Origin of the sequence: Ornithinibacillus massiliensis (assembly GCF_018310345.1) — a bacterium.
Classification (GTDB): domain Bacteria; phylum Bacillota; class Bacilli; order Bacillales; family Amphibacillaceae; genus Ornithinibacillus; species Ornithinibacillus massiliensis.
This window is the reverse complement of record NZ_JAGXBY010000003.1, coordinates 478,028-499,871: the sequence shown is the minus strand read 5'-3', so window position 1 is coordinate 499,871 and position 21,844 is coordinate 478,028. Positions and strand designations below refer to the sequence as shown.

The window sequence follows — 21,844 nt, the reverse complement described above, 5'->3', positions numbered from 1 at the left end:
TTTTTTATGAATCATCTATCGTTTCGTATGCTGGAAAGAGACTTTGGTGGGCAACTCGTTTTCGAACATGTTTTCATGACCGTTGACCCCAGAATCAACACCATTCATCCTCAAAATCCTACCGTTTGCGCTAACTTTATATTTTGAATGTCCAAAATAATTATAATATTTAGTAAGCGCTTACAGTATAAGGGGGATGGATAATGGCTGAACCGAAATTAAATCAACAGAAGAATAGCAACATTGATTTTGAGAAAGTGGAAAGTAGTCCAGAGTTTAAGCAATTTATGCAAAATAAGAAGAGATTTATTGTCCCGATGACCATTTTCTTCTTAGTGTTTTACTTTTTACTACCGATCTCGACTTCATATGGAACGTTTTTAAATACACCGGCTATTGGTGATATAACATGGGCTTGGGTATTTGCAGTTGCTCAGTTTGTTATGACGTGGGTTATCTGTACACTTTATGTGAAAAGGGCGGCTTCCTTTGACAAGCAGGCAGATGAGATTATCGCTAAACAGATAAAAAAAGGAGGTAATGCCTAATGGATCCAATTGTTATCATTCTATTTCTAGCCATTGTTGCCTTGACTTTATTTATTACGTATTACGCAGCGAGACGGACAAAGTCTGCAGGTGATTTTTATACTGCTGGTGGTGGGTTGACTGGTTGGCAAAATGGTCTTGCAATTGCTGGGGATTATTTATCGGCAGCATCCTTCTTGGGAATTGCAGGTGCTATTGCCCTACAAGGATTTGACGGATTTTTCTATAGTATTGGATTTTTAATTGCTTATTTAGTGGTGTTGTTATTAGTTGCTGAACCTCTTCGGAACCTTGGAAAATATACACTAGCTGATATGATTAACTCCCGCTTTGATGCCAAGAAAGTAAGAGGGGTTGCGGCTCTTAGTACGATAACCATTGTATTGTTTTATATGATTGCACAGCTTGTTGGTGCTGGAGCACTTATCCAACTTTTATTTGATATTCCATATTGGATTGCGGTATTAATTGTTGGGGTTATGATGACAATTTATGTGTTGTTCGGTGGCATGATCGCGACGAGCTGGGTTCAAATTACGAAGGCAGTTCTTTTGATGGCTGGTATGGTCATTGTCTCTTTCATCGTATTATGGAAGTTTAACTTCAACATTGGGGCTATGTTTACCGAGGTGAAATCAGCAACAAGTCATGGGGCAGATTACTTAAATCCTGGGATTAAATATGATGACCCATTAGGGACGATTTCATTGATGCTTGCCTTAGTACTTGGAACGGCAGGTCTACCACATATTCTTATGCGCTTCTTCACGGTAAAGGATGCGAAAACAGCAAGAAGTTCGGTTATTACAGCTACTTGGACGATTGGAATTTTCTATATTTTAACCTTATTCTTAGGTTTCGGGGCTGCAATTTTTGTTGGAGAGAGTAATATTTTAGCTGCAAACCCTGGTGGGAATATGGCTGCACCGCTACTTGCAGAGGCAATTGGTGGGAATATTTTATTCGCCTTCATATGCGCAGTAGCCTTTGCAACGATTCTTGCGGTTGTGGCAGGGCTTGTATTATCCGGGGCATCTGCATTTGCACATGATATTTACGGGCAAATTATTAAAAAAGGGAATATTACTGAACAGCAACAAGTAAAAGCAGCTCGTTATGCAGCATTAGGCGTATCGGTCCTATCAATTCTGTTATCACTTGGTGCACAATATTTAAATGTTGCGTTCTTAGTTTCACTTGCTTTCTGTATCGCAGCAAGTGCTAACTTACCAGTTATTCTATACACCGTGTATTGGAAACGATTTAATACATCTGGTGCTGTCTGGGCGGTTGTTTCCGGACTAGGATCAGCGTTAATTTTAGTATCGATTAGTCCAAGTGTTTTCTCACCAGTGGAAGGTGCTGCATTATTTGTTGGAAACCCAATTTTCCCACTTGATAACCCAGCATTAGTCAGTGTGCCATTAGGGTTCCTAGGTGGTTATCTTGGTACAATGTTCTCGAAGGAATATGATTTGAAGCGCTATGCAGAGGTGAAGGTAAGAGCCAATACTGGATACAGGGAGTAAAGATCAAAATATCAACTGTTTACCTCTATTACCTATAGTTGGAAGTACTAGAAAAAAGAAGCAATGACGTATAAGTGTACGTGATTGCTTCTTTTTTATTTTGGGAATATGATTATGAAATATGATTTGAAGTAGGTTTTAGCATGCGATAGAAATGATTACGTACATTATTAAGTGATTTGTAAGAGGGGAAACGTATGATTATTCTTTGGGTGTACCTTTCAGCGTAACTAGTCCGAAATAATCATTTTCTGTTTCGTTGATATAAAGAATAAAGGGTGAAATTCATATGAATTATTCATATAACTACCATAAAGAAGAGCCTATTCCATATGCTGAGCTGTTGAAAATGGCTTTTACAGATGAATTAACCGGTTTACCGAATTTAAGGAGCTTTCGAGCATGTATACAGGAACGAATCCAACAAGCTAACAAGACGAAAAGTACTTTTGGCTTGTTATTTATTGATATTGATAATTTTAAAACCATTAATGATGCTTATGGGCATGTATTAGGTGATAAATTTCTTATCGAATCGTCTAAACAAATAGCAGCATCGGCGGAGTCAACTGTCTTTCGTAAGTCAGGGGATGAGTTTTTAATTTTATTGAAGGATTCTGGCAGGTTAGAGAGAAAAGTGCAGGCCTTTCAGGACCAACTCCCGGACGTAATTGAAATTGGTGAGCTACAATTACCCTTACATATCAGTATTGGATATAGTGTTTATCCTAATCATGGTGAATCGGAAGAAGCGCTGTTGCATTATGCGGACAAGATTATGTATTTAAACAAAAGGAAGTACAAGCTACAGCTAAATAGGTAATGAGCTTGTCTTGCTAGCTATAGATGGAGTAAGAGGTGACGGTATTGAAGATAATAAAATTAATCATCATCATAGGGATTGTACTAATTGGCTTTATTATCGTAGTTAAAATGGTTCCATCCGAACGATTCTATCCGAAAGAAGCACTTTCTGGTGAAAGGTTCGTATATGAACATCTCTATGAAAAGAATGGACTATTAAAAACTGATTTATCCGATCAATCCGATACTTACTTGTCCGAATCCATTGGGTTGTGGATGGATTACCTAGTAGAAAAAAATGATCAAGAGGCGTTTGATGAGCAGTTTGATGTGTTAACAAACCATTTTATGAAGGAAAGTACATTGATTCCATGGTTAATAAAAGAGGATTATTTGGCTCCAGCCAATGCATTGATTGATGATTTACGAATCATGAAGGCCTTATACCATGCTGGTGAAAAGTGGAATAACAAGACCTATCTAAAAACGGCAAATAAAATCGGTGAAGCATTAGTTCAATATAATATGCAAGATGAAACATTTATTAACCATGTCGATCTATCTAGTCATGTTAAGGGAGACTTCCTTACGTTAAGTTATTTGGTTCCAGAAGCATTGGACGAGATGCATAATCAAAATATTATCTCAGAAAACCAATATAAGGTAAACCGCTCCATTTTATTAAACGCGCCCATCTCAGAGGCAGGCTTTTTTCCGCAGAACTATTATCCCAATGACCAGCGCTATGAATATGATTCGGAGGTTAATTTAATCGATCAATATTATATCGGTTATCACCGTGCGTTATGGGGTGGTGATGTTTCTTCCTTGATTACGTTTACAAAAGAGACCTTAAATCAATATGATGGCAAATTATTTGGGCGGTTTTCTAGTGAGACGAAACAACCTACTGTTCAATATGAAGGGACTTCGGTATATGCACTGGCCATTCTTATGTGTCTAGAGATAGGGGAAAAGGATTTGGCAAGGGAATTGTATGACAGGATGAAAGAATATCAGATTCGTGATGAATCAAGTGAATATGATGGAGGATATATCGAGCTTACCAGTTTAAAAACACATGCTTTTGATAATTTGCTTCCATTAATTGCAGAAAGGAAAGGAATAGATGAGGGAGTTTTTGAGTGAAGAGAAACAGTTATTGTTAAAAATTTGCCTACTTGTGGCTAGCTATTTAGTAATGTTTGATTTTTTATGGACAAATGGTCAGGTAGGTAAATTGTTATTCCTATTATATGTTGGGATAACCTTTATAGCATTATTTATGGGAACACTTGTGGGACTGATCATCAGCTTATTCTTCTTATTTGTAGTTGGATCGATTCTTTTATATAACGGATTTCAGAGCTTAGGATATCGTGAAGTTTACACGGAATTCTTAACGATAGAACATTTTGTTTTTTATGGGGTGGGGTTATTAATCGCGGATTTGATTAGTGGTTCCATTCAGGAGCAGCATCGAAGAATAGTTCTAGAAAGAAATCGATTTAGACAGGAAGTAAAGCAGTTTGTTGCTGTTGACCCGGATACGTCCTTTGATAATAGAGAACGCATGGAAATCGAGATTAAACGAGAAATGAATCGGGTTATCCGCTATGGTGGAAAATTTACTTTTTTAGTTTTGGAATTAGATTATTACCAAGAGTTTCTCAAGACTTATGGTCGGAAAGAGGTAGAACATCTGATGAAAGTAATGGGGGAGAAAGTAAGAAAATCCTTACGCTTCTCAGATCGTAAATATAGATACCGCGATAATAAGTTTGCTTTTTTACTAATGGAGACTGGGAAGGACAAGGTTGAAATCGTAGCAGATAAATTAGCAGAACAATTGCGAAATCATCAACTGCTAAATGGGAAAACCGTAACCCTGACCTTTCATATCAGTTTTGAGGAATATCATGATCAAATGAAAGAAGTAGCGTATTTGGAATTTGTCCAGGAAGTAGATAGGGAGACTGTGTTTTATGCGTTATAAAAAGTTAAGCCTATGGAGCGTTCTATTCCTTCATTTTTTTGTATTACTACAACCGGTTGTTACAGAGGCTGGGAATTCGCTTCCTACATTGGATGAACGAAAGGTATTACTCACGTATTATGGGACAGATGATACGACGATGGCTAATATTCATTTTCTAGATAGCTCGTTAAGTGGCTTATTTGAACAGGTTGACATGATAGAACTAGATAAGTTGAAAGAAGAAGATTTGCATCATCATGATATTGTGGTTTATTACGCATCAAAGGAAGGTGCCAGCAAAAATAAATTAGAATTATTTGCTCCCTTCCAGGGTGAAATAATCGGTGTTGGAAAGGATGCACAAGCCTTACCACAATTTCAGGATTGGCAGGTTTTAGGAATGAATTCGGTGCATCGTGTGGGAGGTGTTGACTTGGGTTACCCGATTCAGCTCTTGAGTGTTACACCGCCCGCTAAAGCCAAAGTCATCGTGGAAGGGCAGAAGCATAGTCAATCCTATCCGGTTGTCATCCAAGATGGTAAAGCCTCGCTCATCACCATCTCAAATGTATTTGCAGAGGCAAAATATGCCATATCTGCGTCATTCTATGATTTGTTTCAGCTTTCAAAGCCGACTACACATCCAGCATATATCCGATTAGAGGATATTTCACCAGTATCGGATCCGGAGCTCGTGTATGAAACGGCCAATTATTTGTTGAACAAACATATTCCGGTATATTTAGCGGTTATCCCTACTTATGTTGACCCAACAACAGAAGAGATGGTCACACTAGCAGATAAACCGAAATTGTTAGCGGTACTCGATGAATTAGTAAGTCGAGGGGCTTATATAATCGCACATGGTTATACCCATACATATCGGTATCAGGAAACAGGGGAAGGGTTTGAATTTTGGGATTCCGAATTAAATCAGCCTATTACTACATTAGACATTAAGGAAATACCAGAAAAGCTCAAGCCAGAAGATCAATTCCAAAACCGGGAAGAGTATGACCAATATATTCAGGGGAATACAATAGTGGAAACCGAATATGTTACCGCAAAATTAGAGAAATCAATCCACGCATTGACGAAGCTCGGCTTTCCCCCTATTGCATTTGAAGCTCCACACTACACGATGAGTTCAAATGGATATCAGGTGGCATCGCAATATTTTTCAGCGATTTTTGGTCAAATCCAAGCTTCTGATCGAGACTGGCAGGTTATGTTTAGTCCATTATTTATCAGCAAGCCTACGATATTGAGCGGGATGACTTTATATCCTGAAACGATAGGATATGTAGACCCTAACTCGATTAATCCAATGCTTGAAATCGAGGAAGCGATAGACCATGTTTCACAGGTACCTGGATCCGTCATTAGCGGATTCTATCATCCGTACTTAGGATTGGATTATTTGAAAGAGATGATCGCATTGATGGAAGCTGTTCCTAATATGGAATGGATTCAGCTATACAATGAAACACATTATGTTAGAACAGATGCTGTTGAAATCATAACTAGTGGTAATGGTGAGATATCGGTAACAAGTGAATTATCCTGGAAGATGGATATAATGGACAAGTTAGCTGAGAAGTCATTGGTAAAATATTTATGGCTCATTGTATTGGTTACCGCGATATTTGTTTCTTTATTTATCATTCATATCGTGACATTAAGAATGCGTTATCGCAAACGTTTATTTAAGGAGAGAGTACATGGTTAATCTATTATTTTATATCTCATTAAGCATTATCTGGATCATGTTACTCTATCATATGTTTCTTGCCCAAGGAGGCTACCTACACTTTAAACGTTATGAGCGAGTAATCCCTTCCTGGGAAAAGAAAATGAGAAATATAGAAATTCCAACTGTTAGTGTATTTATTCCAGCTCATAACGAAGAAGTTGTTATCAAACAAACATTAACTGCCATGTCGCGACTCTATTATCCTAAGGATAAAATAGAGGTTATCTTAATTTGCGATAATTGCAGTGATCGCACAAAGGAGATTGGGGATCAATTTGCAGAACAGTTTCCATTTATTCGCGTTCTGGAAACAGAAGGTGAGTGGAAAGGGAAAGGAAAATCTAGTGCGTTAAATTATGCCTTACAGAATTCTAATGCGGAAATCATCGCCGTTTATGATGCTGATAATACACCTGAGCGTAGAGCCGTCTGGAACCTTGTAATGGGTCTAGTTAATGACCAAAAGGCAGGGGCAATGGTTGGAAAGTTTCGGGTTATCAATGCTAATCATACTTGGCTTACTAAATTTATTAATATTGAAACCATATGCTTTCAGTGGATGGCTCAAGCTGGGCGTTTTCATTGGTTTAATATTACAACGATACCGGGTACGAACTTTGCTATACGACGAGAGATTATGGAGCAATTAGGTGGTTGGGATACCTCTGCTTTGGCGGAGGACACGGAGCTGACAATACGAGTGTATAACTTAGGCTATACCATTCGTTTTTTCCCAGCAGCCATTACATGGGAACAAGAGCCTGAAACATTAAAAGTATGGTGGAGACAGCGAACGAGATGGGCTAGGGGTAATCAATATGTTGTTCTCAAGTTTTTAGGAAAGATGTTTAGTCTTAAACAGAAGAAAATTATGTTTGATATTTTTTATTTCTTCTTTACATACTTTCTCTTTTTCTTTGGGGTTATTCTATCTAACGTCATTTTTGTATGTAATTTAGTTGTAGACCTAGATCTTCATATTGGCAATGTCGCATTGGTATTATGGGGTATGGCGTTTTTACTATTTTTAACCGAAATTATGATTAGTTTAAGTATCGAAAAAAATCAATTAACGATGAAAAATATGTTCTATGTCATCCTTATGTATTTTACGTATTCCCAAATGTGGATAGCCCTTGTGATCTATGCACTAGTTTTAGAGACAAAAAGAGTATTAAAAAAAGAAGAACAAGTTTGGTATAAAACAGAACGTTTTAAAGTAGGAGAGGGAGGCAATAAATCTTGAGTAAGAAAAAGATTTATTATGTAGTCATTATTGTTTTATTTTATTTATCTAGTTCGTTTCCGATAGAAGTATTTGCAAATAAAATGATAGAAATAGATGAACAGTCTATTCAAATTGTCCATAAAGAGGTTACGGAACAAACATTAACGAACGAACCAATTGAATTATACGGTCCGTATGCGGAAGCTCAATTTTATTATGAATTAGATGCGGATGTTACGGCTGAGAACCAATATATTCAATTGGAAATCGCCAAATCAAGCTTACTGATCGATCCTTCGTCAATGACGATTAAGGTGGACGAGGAGCCTATTTATACGGAATCTTTATCTGATGATGATATCGAAACGGTTAAGGTTCCATTAGAAGGTGCAGCATTGGCTGAGGGTGGTCATCTTATTACGGTGAGCTTTGATGGTTTTGTTAAAGAGGGGATCTGTGTTCCGCAATATACAACAGGGAATTGGATGACGATATTAACCGATTCGTATTTGCATATCCAGTCATTACCAAATAATACGGGTGATCTTTCTTTATCCCAGTATCCAAAGTCCTATATTGGATCGTTAGAAAATCAAGTATTAGTGGTTATTCCAGAAAGTCCTTCGATGGAAACCTTGCAAAGTGGACAAATGATCGCGAATTTCTTATCGAACCAATCGCTGGAGGATACCGTTGCAGTGGTTTCCGAGCAGGAGGTTGATCAGATTAATGGGAATGTGATTATCGTAGGCGGTACTGAGGAATTTGAAACTGCATGGGTTAAAAAAGCTATAGAAGGTGAAATAGAACAGGTAGAGCCGGAATCACTTTATCTTTCCCAAGTTCAGCTTCAGCAAGAGGATCGGGCTGTCCAGGCACTAATAGTCCTAGGGGATAATACCGATACGATTCTAAAGAATGTAGAATTATTAACCAATAATCAATACTATGAGCAATTCTCTGGTGAGATAATACAGGTAAGTGAACTACCTACAACCATGGATGACGAATCGGAAGATGGTGAGGTAACTTTTAGTGACATTGGTATGCCGGACGTAGAATTAAATAGTTTGCATACGAAAACCGAGACCTATTATTACGCTCTTCCTATGGAGACGAGCACGATTCAAAATCCATCCATTGAACTTAATTTGAAGCGTTCTGCTACATTAACCTCCGAAAAAGATACGGAGTTGAAAGATGAGGTTGAATTGCTTGTACTAATCAATGAAATACCTCATTCCGTGGATGTTCGCGCTTTGGAAGAGGATGAGAATGGTAATATCCATGTGGTGATACCTATCGATCTAGAAACGATTAAATCACGAAGTTTACTGACACTTCGAGTGGAAACAACTGGTTTACGAATGGATCAATCCTGTGTCGCACTTGATCAAAATAGATGGATCTATCTATTTAACGATAGCAAGCTAAATCTCAAGGCAAGTGGGGATAGGGAGAGTGAGGAGAAATATTTTAATTATTTTCCTAAGCCTTTTGCCAATCGAAACGAAGAATTAATCCTTGTCCTTCCAGAACAAGGAATCGCAAATGGAGATTTACTAGCTTTATTTAATGTGCTATCAACCAGTAATAGACTTCCAGTGATGAAGCTTAAACAAACAACGGAATTAGAAGAGGACGAGTTGAAAAATGGTAATGTTATTTTTATTGGCTCCTTGGAGGAACATAAACAGTTAGTGCCATTCAAAGAGGACCTAATTGTTCATTATGAAGAGGGGGTTCCTCAATTAAGTGAGCAAGGTTTTATTGCCTCTGAAGTTCGTAACTATGGATTTATCCAAGCTAATCCGTGGAATGAATACTATTCTATGGTAGTCTTAGATAGTTTAGATGGAGAAAATCAATACTTTTCCAAGGATTTCTTATCTTATTTACAGTATACAGAGAATGTAGCATCCGTTGCAGTTCAAACTGGTCCAGACCAGTTCTTCACGAATTCCATGCAACTAGAGCAACATAAAACAGACAAAAGAGAAGCAAAGCACGAAGCAAATGATACGAATACAGTTGTATGGGCAATTGGATTTATCGGATTACTCCTCGTGATTGGTATCTTGATTGTTTATTACATGAAGAGAAGAAAAAGGCTTCATTCAGATAACGAGCAGAATGAGTAAGAGAAGAGGATCATTTTTATCATAGGAATGTAGCAAATTGCTAGTGTATGTTGTATGATTCACTAGCAATTTGCTATTAACTAGTTAATAAAGAATCGTAGACTTTCTTTATCGAATCAGAGGGATCTAGACCTAACTCCTCAGCCATTAACTTACAATAATCAAAATATAGCTTTATCGCTTCAGAACGATTATTTTGCTTGAGAAGGATTTCCATGCTCTTCTTAATATTTTCATCTAAATAAGGCTCTATCTTACGCTGAAACTGTAAGTAATAAAGTGCTTTCGTTAAATCTTTTTCTTCATAATATTGGATAATTTCGTTGAGTAATTGCATGATGATGTGATGATATTCCTGGGTTTTTTCATATGCCCATTCGTATCCATTCAATTCTAGATAAGGTTCTTGATATAAGTGTACTGCCTTTTCTAATTTCGTAATGTTTGATTCGTCGACACGCCCTAAATTATCTACTACATCATATAATTCATAGGCATCACAGGATTTTAGTTGGATCCTTAAACAATAATGCTGATCCTTAAAGTTAATATCTCCAGTAGGATCTAGTTGTTCTAGCATTTTTCTTAAATGGGAAAGACAAGTGTGTAAATGTATCTTTGATTTTTTATAATCGTGATTTGGCCATAATTTCTCAATCATAACGTCTCGATGAATATAAGTGTTTCGATAGGTGATGAAAAAGGCGAAGAGTTCTTTCACCTTGGCTGTTTTAAATGAGACAGGATGATCGTTGTAATACACAACCAGCTCTCCAAAACACTTGACAATAAGCTGATTCTGGTGAGTTTGGTTTACCACTTGATTTGAAATAAGCAGATGATGCTGCTTTAGTCGATGAATGGTATTATCCAATCGTTTGGTTGTAACAGGTTTTAATAAGTAATCGATGGAATTAAGCTCAAAAGCTTGTATGGCATATTCAGAATGAGCTGTCACAAATACAATTTGAACATTCGAATGAATAGCTAGTATTTCCTTGGAAAGGGTTATTCCGTCCATCTTCTTCATCTCGATATCGACAAATACGACATCGAATGAAAGAGCTTTCAAGTCTTGGAGGACTTGAGTTGGCTCAGTATATGTTTTTACGATTTCAATTTCCTCGTACTGTTTTAGTTTTTCTATGATTGGAATGAGAGATAATTCCTCATCATCAACTAATATGGCGCGTATCAAACCAAATCATCCTTTGTTAGTTATTCACCCAAATGTTAAAAAATGATGTATATTGATTAATATACATAATAAATGTTGAAAAATGAAATGTTTTTTGAAAAAGGATGTTGCTTATGAGGCAAAAAGCTTCGATTATGATAGCTAGTGCCATTGTTATCGTCACGGTTATGTTGCTTTTTATGAATGTTAATGGGAAAAGTACGCAACAATTTGAGAATGGAAAATTAGATTTAAGTGACTGGGATGGTCATGGCATCATCCAGTTAGATGGGGAGTGGGAGTTTTATAAGGATGTTTTTTTAAATCCTATTGATAGTCTTTCTAGTGATCCTGAATTTATTAAGGTTCCTTCTATCTGGGATGATTATTTTAATAATTTGGACGATAGAATTAATGTCGGGTCGTATCGGTTGGTTGTTACGGTACCGGAGGAGGATGAGTATGCTATCAGTGTCCAGTCCATCCGACATGCAAGTCAAATATATATAAACGGTGAGTTAGTGGGCGGCCTAGGTACACCTGCATCGAATCGGGGGCAATATGAATATCGTGAGGGAAAATATATTGTTCGTGGGAAGAGTGAAAATCACCAATTGGATATAGTGGTCCATGTTGCGAATTCCTCCGTGATAAAAAATGGCGGAATAGTAAAATCTATATTGTTTGGTAAAGTAGACCCAGTATACGCTAATTCTGCTAAAGGTAAGTTCTTTGATGGTGTTGTTGTAGCTGGTTATCTCTTACTAGGTATTATCTTTCTATTTCAATTTTTACTGAATAAAAACGCTCGTAACGAATTGTATTTCTCTATCTTTTGTTTCTTACAAGGTATTTATGTATCCACACAGAATGAAAAGCTATTATATTTATTTTATCCAGACATTCCAATGAAAGTGTTATTAAGTATTCAATTGTCTTTCATTAGTCTATCTGTTCTATTTTTCTTTTTATTCATTCGACATACCTTTCATTTTAATACGTCACCTCGGTTAGTGAAATGGATGAAGTGGATTCTTCTAATTCAAACTATTTACTTTGGAATTCCCAAGTCGACTAACTATTTGAAGGAATTATCGTTCATCGTACAATGTACCTATATCGCCGTACTTTCGATTGTGTTTATTTACATTATTGTCATGATCATAAAGGCTTTCCGGCAAAAGGTAGAGGGATCTGAATATCTATTAGTCGCGACTACCTGTTTCTCAGCTTATGGTGCTACTTTAGCATTGGAGTTGCTATTCCAAATTAAAGTAGATCAGATTCCGGTGTTCTTATTTTTAATGATGACCATGACGTTTTCATTCTTTATCGGCTATCGTAGGAAGTTATCCTATGAGAAAATCGATAATCTGTCGAAGGAATTACTAGTGTTAGGGCAATTCAAGGATCAATTCTTAGCTAAGACTACAGAAGAGTTGAAGAAGCCCATATTTCAGATTACCCAGGATACGAATGCATTGATAGAGGGAAATAACGGTCCATTAAAAAAAGACCAGTATGATCTAGTTTATCGAATGCATTATGCCAGCAAACGTTTACGTAAATTAGTGGATGATTTTAATATTTTACGTGGGGAATATGAGCATTTGAATCTGGATGTAAAGCCGATTCGGTTAGATGTTATCAATGAGATAGTAGAGGAACAGAAGTATTTTCTAGGGGTCCAAAATCGGATTATCATAAAAAATCAACTAGCCCATGATTTACCCTATGTATTAGCGGACGAAAATGGGTTACGGCAAATCGTCTTTCAACTTTTACAAAATGCGATTACCTATACGGAAGAAGGAACGATAACGATATCTGCCATCTATAAAGCAGATAAGGTCTTTGTATCGATTGCAGATACTGGGATTGGGATAGAAGAGCAATATCAGGAGCAAATTTTTGAGAGCTTCTTCCAAATAGCACAGCCGAACCGTATGCAGCAACAAAATTTAGGGTTGGGCTTGAGTATTACGAAAAAAATAGTGGAATTAATGGATGGAGAAATTTCGGTTCACTCTACTCCGGATAAAGGATCATGTTTTACATTTTCTTTACCAGTCTATCAGGCTCAAGAAGTAGCCGCATCTGTTACCTATGAATCCACTGAGGAAGATCGCTACCCGATAAAACAGTATCAACAGCAACAATCGAAAATCATACTCCTGTTAGACCATGATCATCAGCATCTTCGCTATATGATGAAAGTGCTGGTGAAGAATGGTTATTCAGTTATTGGGTGTACGAATAGTAGTGATGCGTATACGTTCTTCAAGCAGGAAGCAATTGATTTAGCAATCATTGACGGAGTGGCTCAGGACGGAGTAGGTCAAAAATTAACAAAGCAAATTCGAGATGAATATGCGTTAGCAGAATTACCGATATTAATGTTATCTGTTACAGGTCAAAATATGCCGTATTATATTCAATTAGGTGCGAATGACGTGATAGCGAAGCCAGTGGAAATGAGGGAATTTATTTCAAGAGTTCAATCGTTATTATTAATTAAAGATTCATTTCGTGAGAGTATCCAAAGTGAATTGAAATATTACAGGGGACAAATAGCTCCACATTTTCTTTATAATACGTTGAATACCATAATCGCATTGAGCTATGAAAATCCAGAGAAATCTCGTGAGGCCTTGGAGCATTTGTCCATCTATTTCCGCTCGAAATTAGATTCTCAAATCCACCAGGAGCTAATTCCGTTAGCTAATGAAATTGAATTTGTTCAATCGTATGTAGCAATAGAGAAGCTTCGGTTTGGGGACCGACTACAGGTTATCTATGACATAGATGAGGAAATCGATATGATGATTCCAACGATGACGATTCAACCATTAGTTGAAAATGCCATTACTCATGGAATTTCCAAACAAAACCTAGGTGGAACCCTAACTTTCACTGTGAAGCGAGAGGATGGAATAGTCCTCATTATAGTCGAAGATGATGGGATAGGCATTCCAGAGGAAATACAAGCAGAATTGCTTTACGGTAGTAGTAACAGATTAGGCTTTAAAAATCCATATGAAAAAATGAAATTAATTAAAAATACTACCTTTGAGTTAATCAGTAGTGAAGGTAAAGGAACGAAAATAATTATTCGAATTAAACTATGATGAAAAGCGGCTACGTTCAGGTTTTATGACCTGAACGTAGCCGCTTGTTTGTAATTTAGTAGCGATTTATTTTTTGTTCCTAACGGAGGATTCATAATTTGCTGCAACATGTAAAAACTAAACGTGGAGGTGTTCTTATGAGCAAGAAGAAGCTAAGTAGTGGTGGTTTTAGTGATGAGCAGGCAGCAAGAAAGAAGCTATCGAAGCAGTTCGATCATGAGTTTGCTAATGAGCCACTGACACCGAATGAGAAGTATAACAATAAAAAGACTAAAAAGCGTCAATAAAGGAGTAATTACATGCCACGTCGTTATACGGAATCCATACCACATTACGATGGGAAACTAGAAAATTTGCTATACCAATCATATGGTACACAAATTGGGATGACCTCCCAAGTGGGAATGACTACCAATATTAATCGAAATGCCCTCGCTTCCTTCAATCAAATTAAGGATGAGAAAATGAAGCGATTTGAGGAAATGCACCGAGATAAGCGGTTTGAATATTAGTGGGAGTGCTTGGCGTAAAGCCGAGCACTTTTTCTATTAGGAATGTCTTATCATTTGCTTTGACTAATAACTTTGATGTATGGTAAAAATCAATTATGCTATCTCATTAAGGAGTCATAGTTTCGATGAAAATTACAAAAGTATTGAATAATAATGTCGTGATAACGGAAAATGACCAAAAGGAAGAATTGGTCGTGATGGGCAAAGGACTTGCTTTTCAGAAAAAGGTCGGGCAATCCATTGATCCGTCAAAAGTGGAAAAAACCTTTGTACTTCAAAACACAGGTATTTCCGAGAAGCTAGATCAATTGTTAAAGCATACATCAGAAAAATACTTGGACATTGCATATGAAATACTGCAATATGCCCAGTCTAAACTCCCATATAAACTGGACGAATATTTGTATGTTGCCTTAACCGACCATATAAGCTTTGCGATTAGTCGTCATAATCAAGGAATACGTCTTAAAAATGCTTTATTATACGAAATTCGTAAAAATTATAAGCAAGAATATGAAATCGGTTTAAAGGCTATTGATTTTATTGAAGAAGAAACGAAGATACGTCTGGATGAAGATGAGGCGGCTTCGATTGCCTTGCACTTAGTTAATAGCGAAATTTCCGGAGAAAATATGGAAACTGCTATCCTTGTAACGGAGATGGTCAATAATATTCTTAATATTGTGAAATATACCTATCAAATGGAATTAGATGAGGACTCCATTAACTATGAACGCTTTCTTACTCATCTAAGATACTTCTCCATCCGCTTTATTCGGAAAGAAAAGACGGAAGATACTGTTGATGACTTCTTTGTGGAACAAATCCGTCAAAAGTATGTGAAAGCTTACCAATGCACAAGAAAAATAGCAACCTATCTTCAAAGTGAATTTAATTGGGAAATATCGAAGGATGAAGAAATGTACTTAACCGTACATATTCACCGTGTTACGTATCGCCAAAAAAATGGCTAACTATGAAAACGTTTAAAAAATGGTTGACTTAGGTTAAAAGTCATGGTAAATTGTAATTGTTAATTAATTAACACTAATTTAATAATAATTTTAGGAATGTTACCTATTTTGGGCATAACCTGAATTAATTTGATACACACGATAGCTATGCGTGTTTTCAAATTAGTTCAGGTTTTTTATTTACCAAAATAAAATTGAACATTCCGAAGTTTCAAAAATAAAATAGGGGAAAGAGAAGGTGGCCGATTATGAAATACGAACAATTGGCAAAAGACATTATTGCTAACGTTGGTGGAAAAGAAAACGTTAACAGTGTCGTACATTGTATTACAAGACTTCGCTTTAAATTAAAAGATGAAAAGAAAGCGAATACAGATGTGTTGAAAAATATGGATGGTGTCGTAACCGTTATGAAAAGCGGTGGCCAGTATCAGGTCGTGATAGGAAATCATGTGCCTGATGTGTATAAATCTGTAGTAGCTGTAGGTGGATTTGATTCTGCACAGCCAGTTGAGGCAGACAGTGGGGAGAAAGGGAGTCTATTCAACCGATTTATCGATATGATTTCTGGAATCTTTACGCCAATTCTTGGTGTGTTAGCAGCTTCCGGTATGATTAAAGGTTTCAATGCTTTGTTTGTAGCAATTGGTTGGCTTGATGAACAAGGTGGAACTTATGAGATTTTAAATGCTATAGGTGATGCACTATTTTACTTCTTACCGATTTTACTAGGTTATACTGCAATGAAGAAGTTTGGTGGAACACCGTTCTTAGGAATGGTTATTGCAATGGCACTTGTATATCCTGCACTGGAAGCAATTCCAAACGCTGGTGAGCCATTATACACCTTGTTCGCAGGTTCTATGTTTGAATCACCAGTTTATATTGAGTTCTTTGGAATTCCAGTAATCTTAATGACGTATTCGATGTCTGTTATTCCAATTATCCTTTCAGCATTTTTCGCAGCTAAGCTAGAAAGATTCTTTGCAAGAGTCATTCCAGACGTAGTAAAAATGTTCCTTGTTCCAATGTTTACACTATTGATTATCATTCCACTAACATTCATAATTATTGGACCTATCGCAACATGGGCAAGTCAATTACTTGGTCAAGCAACAATTTGGGTCTATGATTTAAGCCCAATTATTGCAGGGGCATTCCTTGGTGGATTCTGGTTAGTATTTGTTATGTTTGGTCTTCATTGGGGACTTGTTCCAATTGGAATTAACAACTTTACTAGCCAAGGCTGGGATCCAATTTTAGCGTTAATATTTGTTCACTCCTTTGCACTAGCAGGGGCAATCCTAGCAGTTTGGATTAAAACAAAAAATTCTAATACGAAAACACTAAGTGCACCAGCATTGATTTCTTCTATATTTGGTGTAACAGAACCGGCTATGTATGGTATTGCATTACCACTTAAAAAACCATTTATCTTTACCTTAATCTCATCTGCAATTGGTGGAGCAATGTTAGGGTTCTTCGGTTCAGTAGGTTATGTGATGGGTGGTTTAGGGATTTTCCAAATTCCTAGTTTCATATCCCCAGACGGTATTGATATGTCACTGATTGGCGCAATTATCGCGGCTGTAGTAGGATTAGTTCTAGCTTTCGTATTAACATTCTTCTTCGGAGGAATTAATAAAAATCAAGACGAAGCACCAACAGAAAAAGGAAATACTACGATAACTAACCGTAAAAGTGAATCTATTGTAAGTCCTTTAAATGGGGAAGTAAAAAACTTAGCAGATATTCAAGATGCTGCCTTTGCATCTGGAGCATTAGGTAAAGGGGTAGCGATTGAGCCAACAGAAGGTAAGTTATTTGCACCTGTATCTGGTACGGTTTCTGCATTATTCCCAACGAATCATGCGATAGGTATTACAACAGATGGTGGAGCAGAAATCTTAGTACACATTGGAATGGATACTGTTCAATTAGAAGGTAAATATTTCACTGCCCACACTACACAAGGTAACCGTGTAGAAAAGGGACAATTATTAATCGAATTTGATGCTAATGCTATTAAAGAAGCAGGATTTGCCTTAACAACACCTGTTGTAGTAACCAATCAATATGACTATGAGATTACACTAGTAGAAGCAGATAAGATTCAATCACAAGATCCATTATTAGAAGTAATACCTAAGTAACAACAGTTCTGGCATTCGCCACTAGTAGACGAATGCCAGGTCTATACATGATGAGGGAGGAATACAAAATGACAAAACAATTTCCAAAAGGATTTTTATGGGGTGGCGCTACAGCAGCGAACCAATTTGAAGGTGCCTATCAAGAAGGTGGAAAAGGGCTAAATCTAGCAGACGTTTTACCAGGAGGAAAAGCGAGATTACAACTATTATCTCAAACAGGTTTTGACTTTGAAATTGATAAATCAACATATTCGTATCCGAATCATGAAGGAATAGATTTCTATCACCGTTATAAAGAAGATATCGCATTGTTTGCTGAAATGGGCTTTAAAGTATTCCGTATGAGTATTGCATGGAGTCGTATCTTCCCTAATGGGGATGAATTAGAACCAAGTGAGGAAGGCTTAGCATTTTATGACCGTGTATTTGACGAGCTAAATAAGCATGGAATTGAGCCTTTAGTAACGATTGCCCATTATGAAACACCATTACATTTGATTAAAGAATATGGCGGCTGGAGAAATCGTGAATTGGTTGGTTTCTTTGAGCGCTATGTAAGAACAATCTTTACTCGCTATAAGGATAAAGTCAAATATTGGTTAACATTTAATGAAATCAATGGTGCAACCCATATGCCATTATTTGGACTTGGTTTCTCTCCTGAAAGTGAAGAAACACGCTTACAAGATAGCTTCCAAGGCTTACACCACCAATTCGTGGCAAGTGCACAAGCTGTAAAAATTGGACATGAAATTATTCCAGGATCTCAAATCGGGTGTATGCTTCTTTATGCTCCTGTCTACTCATTTGATTCGAACCCGAATAATGTCATGCATGCTAGACAAGAATCGGATATTTTTAATTTCTTCTGCGGAGATGTTCAGGTTCGCGGGGAATATCCTTACTTTGCTAATCGTTACTTCAAAGAGAATAATATTGAACTAGATATTCAAGAAGGTGATTTAGAAACAATTAAAGAAGGAACAGTAGACTTCATCTCCTTCAGCTATTACATGTCTCGTACGGATAAAAAAGAGAAAACACCAGAAGAGCTAGGTGCAGGTAACTTAATCGGTGGCGTGAAAAATCCATTCTTAAAAGCAAGTGACTGGGGATGGGAAATTGATCCTGTTGGCTTAAGAATTGCTTTAAATGAGCTATATGGCCGTTACCAAAAACCACTCATGGTTGTGGAAAATGGATTAGGTGCTTATGACAAAGTAGAAGAAGACGGATCAATCCAAGACGATTATCGTATCGATTATCTTCGCGAGCATATTGAGCAAATGGGCGAAGCAATTGAAGATGGTGTTGACTTAATAGGATATACAAGCTGGGGCTGTATTGACTTAGTAAGTGCATCATCAGGGGAATATTCGAAGCGTTATGGATTCATTTATGTAGATAAACATGATGATGGTAGTGGTACACTAGAACGTAAACGTAAGAAATCATTCTTCTGGTATAAAGATGTCATTTCTTCTAATGGAGAAAACCTATAAAAATAATAAAATGAGGGAGGGGATTTCCTCTCTCTGATTGATTATGAGGAGGAGAAAAAATATGTCTGGATTTCCAAAAGGATTTTTATGGGGTGGCGCTATTGCAGCGAACCAAACAGAAGGAGCTTATTTAGAGGATGGGAAAGGATTAACAACAGTCGATTTACTCCCAACTAGAGATAAACGTTTTCCCGTAATGCTAGGAAAGCTTTCTTCATACGAACCTTTAGAGAGCGAATTCTATCCATCCCATGAGGCAATTGATTTCTACCATCGTTACAAAGAGGACATTGCACTATTTGCTGAAATGGGATTTAAAACTTTGCGTTTATCCATCTCATGGGCTCGAATTTTCCCAAATGGCGATGATGCTGAGCCGAATGAAGCTGGACTACAATTTTATGATGATGTATTTGACGAATTAAAGAAACACAATATCGAACCACTAGTAACACTTGCTCACTTTGATGTTCCTGTTAATCTAGTAAAAGAATACGGTAGCTGGAGAAATCGCAAATTGGTAGATCTTTTTGAAAAATATGCGAGAACCGTATTTACTCGTTACAAAGATAAAGTGAAATACTGGTTAACCTTTAACGAAATTAATATGCTACTCCATTTACCATTTGTAGGTGCTGGACTAGTATTTGAAGAAGGCGAAAATGAGCAACAAATAAAATATCAAGCAGCACATCATCAGCTTGTGGCAAGTGCTCTAGCAGTAAAAGCTGGCCATGAAATTATTCCAGATGCCATGATCGGATGTATGCTAGCTGCTGGGATGACTTATCCATATTCTAGTAATCCGGATGATGTAATGGATGCGATGGATAAAGACCGTGAATCCTTCTTCTTTATCGATGTACAGTCAAGAGGGGAATACCCAGGATATGCTAAACGCTTCTTCCAGGAGAATGGAATTGAACTAGAAATGGAAGAAAATGATGCAAACATTCTAAAAGAAAATACAGTCGATTATATTGGCTTTAGTTATTATTCAAGTCGTGTCACTAGTACTGATCCAAAGGTTCAAGAAAATCAAACAAGTGGAAATGTATTTGGCTCAATTAAAAATCCTTACTTAGAAACTTCAGAATGGGGATGGACAATTGACCCGAAAGGACTTCGTATTACCGCTAACCAATTATATGATCGTTATCAAAAGCCATTATTTGTCGTCGAGAATGGACTAGGTGCAGTAGATGTACCGAATGAGAATGGGGAAGTTATCGATGACTATCGTATTCAATATTTACAAGCGCATTTAAAAGAGATGAAAGAAGCGATTCAAGATGGTGTCGATATCCTTGGTTATACGAGCTGGGGACCAATTGACATTGTTAGTGCCTCCACAGGTGAAATGAAAAAACGCTACGGCTATATTTATGTAGACCGTGATAATGATGGGAATGGAACATTAAAACGTACCAAGAAGAAAAGCTTTGATTGGTATAAGCAAGTGATCAAGACAAATGGAGAAGAGCTATAAGCAGGTAGTATAAACGGATAAGACCCCTATCATGTATAGGGAATCTTATCCATTTTTTAAAGGGGATTTTTACGTGAAATTAATTGCACTTGATTTAGATGGAACGACGTTTAACTCGAAAAAGGATATTAGTGAAGAGAATAGAAAAGCAATCCAAATGGCACAACAACAAGGACATATTGTGATGGTTCTATCAGGGCGTGCACCAAATGAGATTTTTCCTAGTTTGGAAAAGTATGGTTTACATTGCCATGTCGGAGCTAACAATGGCGCGTCTCTATACATTGACGGTCAACTAGTTAACTTGGTCAAGCTGCAACCAGAACAATGCTATAAAATAGCAAAGGAACTAGATAAAGAATACATTCCCTATACGATTTCTACACAGAAGGGTGTGTTTGCTCCTTTGGACTGGGAGCAGCGATTAGAAAGTATGTTTTCTTCAAGTACACGAAAACATGATGTTGACGATGGATTCGATCTAGAATTAATCAAAAACTTCCCCCTTGAATACGGGCATAAACATTTCAAGCAAATCGAGGATTTGATAAAGGACGAGACCAATACGATACAAAAATTTTTCGGCATTACACTAGATGTGCACCAAAAAGAGAGAATCGAAACGTTTCTCCATAAGCTAGATGATATTTCGATTGCTTCTACTTCTTTATACTTCGATATCATGCATCGTCACGCTAGTAAGGGAAATGCGCTAAGCTATATGGCAACATATTTTGAAATTCCACTAGAAGATACAGTAGCGATTGGGGATGAAAGTAATGACATTTCGATGTTTCAGACTGCTGGTCTAGCAGTTGCCATGGGAAATGCGAGTGACGAAGTGAAAAAGCATAGTGACGTTATTACGCTAACGAATGACGAAAATGGGGTTGCTTTCGCCCTGAATAAGTATGTGTTAGGTAACTAG

General features: G+C 37.1%; 17 protein-coding genes. 16 read left to right on the top strand and 1 reads right to left on the bottom strand.

The features are described 5' to 3' along the window. Positions 1-203 precede the first annotated feature (203 nt). The 8 genes from KGF86_RS11085 to KGF86_RS11050 all read left to right on the top strand — a co-directional run bounded on the left by KGF86_RS11085 (position 204) and on the right by KGF86_RS11050 (position 9,981). Positions 204-548 carry a DUF485 domain-containing protein gene (locus tag KGF86_RS11085; RefSeq protein WP_186869120.1) on the top strand — a complete coding sequence of 115 codons (345 nt, stop codon included), beginning with the start codon at positions 204-206 and terminating at the stop codon, positions 546-548. After that, positions 548-2,077, top strand: a complete 1,530-nt coding sequence (locus tag KGF86_RS11080) for a solute symporter family protein (RefSeq protein WP_186869121.1) — start codon at positions 548-550, stop codon at positions 2,075-2,077. The genes KGF86_RS11085 and KGF86_RS11080 overlap by 1 nt, the downstream gene beginning before the upstream one ends. A gap of 289 nt (positions 2,078-2,366) precedes the next feature. Beyond that, entirely contained in the window at positions 2,367-2,900 is a 534-nt protein-coding gene (locus tag KGF86_RS11075) for a GGDEF domain-containing protein (protein WP_186869122.1), read from the top strand. A 44-nt stretch (positions 2,901-2,944) separates the two neighbouring features. Then, on the top strand, positions 2,945-4,030 hold the full coding sequence (locus KGF86_RS11070) for a glycosyl hydrolase family 8 (protein ID WP_211741907.1): 1,086 nt from the start codon (positions 2,945-2,947) through the stop codon (positions 4,028-4,030). Further along, positions 4,023-4,877 carry a GGDEF domain-containing protein gene (locus KGF86_RS11065; RefSeq protein WP_186869124.1) on the top strand — a complete coding sequence of 285 codons (855 nt, stop codon included), beginning with the start codon at positions 4,023-4,025 and terminating at the stop codon, positions 4,875-4,877. Before KGF86_RS11070 ends, KGF86_RS11065 begins: the two co-directional genes overlap by 8 nt. Further along, positions 4,867-6,588: a DUF2334 domain-containing protein gene (locus KGF86_RS11060; RefSeq protein WP_211741906.1), complete on the top strand. Its 1,722-nt coding sequence runs from the start codon at positions 4,867-4,869 to the stop codon at positions 6,586-6,588. Before KGF86_RS11065 ends, KGF86_RS11060 begins: the two co-directional genes overlap by 11 nt. Further along, entirely contained in the window at positions 6,581-7,858 is a 1,278-nt protein-coding gene (locus KGF86_RS11055) for a glycosyltransferase family 2 protein (RefSeq protein ID WP_186869127.1), read from the top strand. Before KGF86_RS11060 ends, KGF86_RS11055 begins: the two co-directional genes overlap by 8 nt. Continuing rightward, positions 7,855-9,981, top strand: a complete 2,127-nt coding sequence (locus tag KGF86_RS11050; RefSeq protein ID WP_211741905.1) for a cellulose biosynthesis cyclic di-GMP-binding regulatory protein BcsB — start codon at positions 7,855-7,857, stop codon at positions 9,979-9,981. The genes KGF86_RS11055 and KGF86_RS11050 overlap by 4 nt, the downstream gene beginning before the upstream one ends. A 76-nt stretch (positions 9,982-10,057) precedes the next feature. Here KGF86_RS11050 and KGF86_RS11045 read toward each other — a convergent pair whose 3' ends face one another. Next, positions 10,058-11,179, bottom strand: coding sequence for a response regulator (locus KGF86_RS11045; RefSeq protein ID WP_211741904.1), 1,122 nt, complete (start codon positions 11,177-11,179; stop codon positions 10,058-10,060). A gap of 113 nt (positions 11,180-11,292) precedes the next feature. Here KGF86_RS11045 and KGF86_RS11040 point away from each other — a divergent pair, with 113 nt between their 5' ends. The 8 genes from KGF86_RS11040 to KGF86_RS11005 all read left to right on the top strand — a co-directional run bounded on the left by KGF86_RS11040 (position 11,293) and on the right by KGF86_RS11005 (position 21,844). Continuing rightward, on the top strand, positions 11,293-14,286 hold the full coding sequence (locus KGF86_RS11040; RefSeq protein WP_211741903.1) for a hybrid sensor histidine kinase/response regulator: 2,994 nt from the start codon (positions 11,293-11,295) through the stop codon (positions 14,284-14,286). Between the two features lie 137 nt (positions 14,287-14,423). Further along, on the top strand, positions 14,424-14,573 hold the full coding sequence (sspO, locus tag KGF86_RS11035) for a small acid-soluble spore protein SspO (RefSeq protein ID WP_186869131.1): 150 nt from the start codon (positions 14,424-14,426) through the stop codon (positions 14,571-14,573). Between the two features lie 12 nt (positions 14,574-14,585). Then, positions 14,586-14,798, top strand: a complete 213-nt coding sequence (locus tag KGF86_RS11030) for a hypothetical protein (protein WP_186869132.1) — start codon at positions 14,586-14,588, stop codon at positions 14,796-14,798. A 125-nt stretch (positions 14,799-14,923) separates the two neighbouring features. Further along, a complete protein-coding gene (gene licT, locus KGF86_RS11025; RefSeq protein ID WP_186869133.1) occupies positions 14,924-15,772 on the top strand; it encodes a BglG family transcription antiterminator LicT in 849 nt (282 codons plus the stop codon). 248 nt (positions 15,773-16,020) lie between these two features. Continuing rightward, positions 16,021-17,925 carry a beta-glucoside-specific PTS transporter subunit IIABC gene (locus KGF86_RS11020; protein ID WP_211741902.1) on the top strand — a complete coding sequence of 635 codons (1,905 nt, stop codon included), beginning with the start codon at positions 16,021-16,023 and terminating at the stop codon, positions 17,923-17,925. A 68-nt stretch (positions 17,926-17,993) separates the two neighbouring features. Then, positions 17,994-19,427 carry a glycoside hydrolase family 1 protein gene (locus tag KGF86_RS11015; protein WP_186869135.1) on the top strand — a complete coding sequence of 478 codons (1,434 nt, stop codon included), beginning with the start codon at positions 17,994-17,996 and terminating at the stop codon, positions 19,425-19,427. A gap of 61 nt (positions 19,428-19,488) precedes the next feature. Then, positions 19,489-20,916: a 6-phospho-beta-glucosidase gene (locus KGF86_RS11010; protein ID WP_211741901.1), complete on the top strand. Its 1,428-nt coding sequence runs from the start codon at positions 19,489-19,491 to the stop codon at positions 20,914-20,916. 73 nt (positions 20,917-20,989) lie between these two features. Continuing rightward, positions 20,990-21,844 (top strand): Cof-type HAD-IIB family hydrolase, encoded by an 855-nt coding sequence (locus tag KGF86_RS11005; protein WP_211741900.1) that lies wholly within the window; start codon positions 20,990-20,992, stop codon positions 21,842-21,844.

What these genes read in the sequence shown, in the direction of transcription:
- KGF86_RS11075 (WP_186869122.1), top strand. Translation starts at nt 2,367, where the DNA reads ATGAATTATTCATATAACTACCATAAAGAAGAGCCTATTCCATATGCT.
- licT (WP_186869133.1), top strand. Translation starts at nt 14,924, where the DNA reads ATGAAAATTACAAAAGTATTGAATAATAATGTCGTGATAACGGAAAAT.
- KGF86_RS11040 (WP_211741903.1), top strand. Translation starts at nt 11,293, where the DNA reads ATGAGGCAAAAAGCTTCGATTATGATAGCTAGTGCCATTGTTATCGTC.
- KGF86_RS11085 (WP_186869120.1), top strand. Translation starts at nt 204, where the DNA reads ATGGCTGAACCGAAATTAAATCAACAGAAGAATAGCAACATTGATTTT.
- KGF86_RS11015 (WP_186869135.1), top strand. Translation starts at nt 17,994, where the DNA reads ATGACAAAACAATTTCCAAAAGGATTTTTATGGGGTGGCGCTACAGCA.
- KGF86_RS11080 (WP_186869121.1), top strand. Translation starts at nt 548, where the DNA reads ATGGATCCAATTGTTATCATTCTATTTCTAGCCATTGTTGCCTTGACT.
- KGF86_RS11020 (WP_211741902.1), top strand. Translation starts at nt 16,021, where the DNA reads ATGAAATACGAACAATTGGCAAAAGACATTATTGCTAACGTTGGTGGA.
- KGF86_RS11060 (WP_211741906.1), top strand. Translation starts at nt 4,867, where the DNA reads ATGCGTTATAAAAAGTTAAGCCTATGGAGCGTTCTATTCCTTCATTTT.
- KGF86_RS11055 (WP_186869127.1), top strand. Translation starts at nt 6,581, where the DNA reads ATGGTTAATCTATTATTTTATATCTCATTAAGCATTATCTGGATCATG.
- KGF86_RS11030 (WP_186869132.1), top strand. Translation starts at nt 14,586, where the DNA reads ATGCCACGTCGTTATACGGAATCCATACCACATTACGATGGGAAACTA.
- KGF86_RS11010 (WP_211741901.1), top strand. Translation starts at nt 19,489, where the DNA reads ATGTCTGGATTTCCAAAAGGATTTTTATGGGGTGGCGCTATTGCAGCG.
- sspO (WP_186869131.1), top strand. Translation starts at nt 14,424, where the DNA reads ATGAGCAAGAAGAAGCTAAGTAGTGGTGGTTTTAGTGATGAGCAGGCA.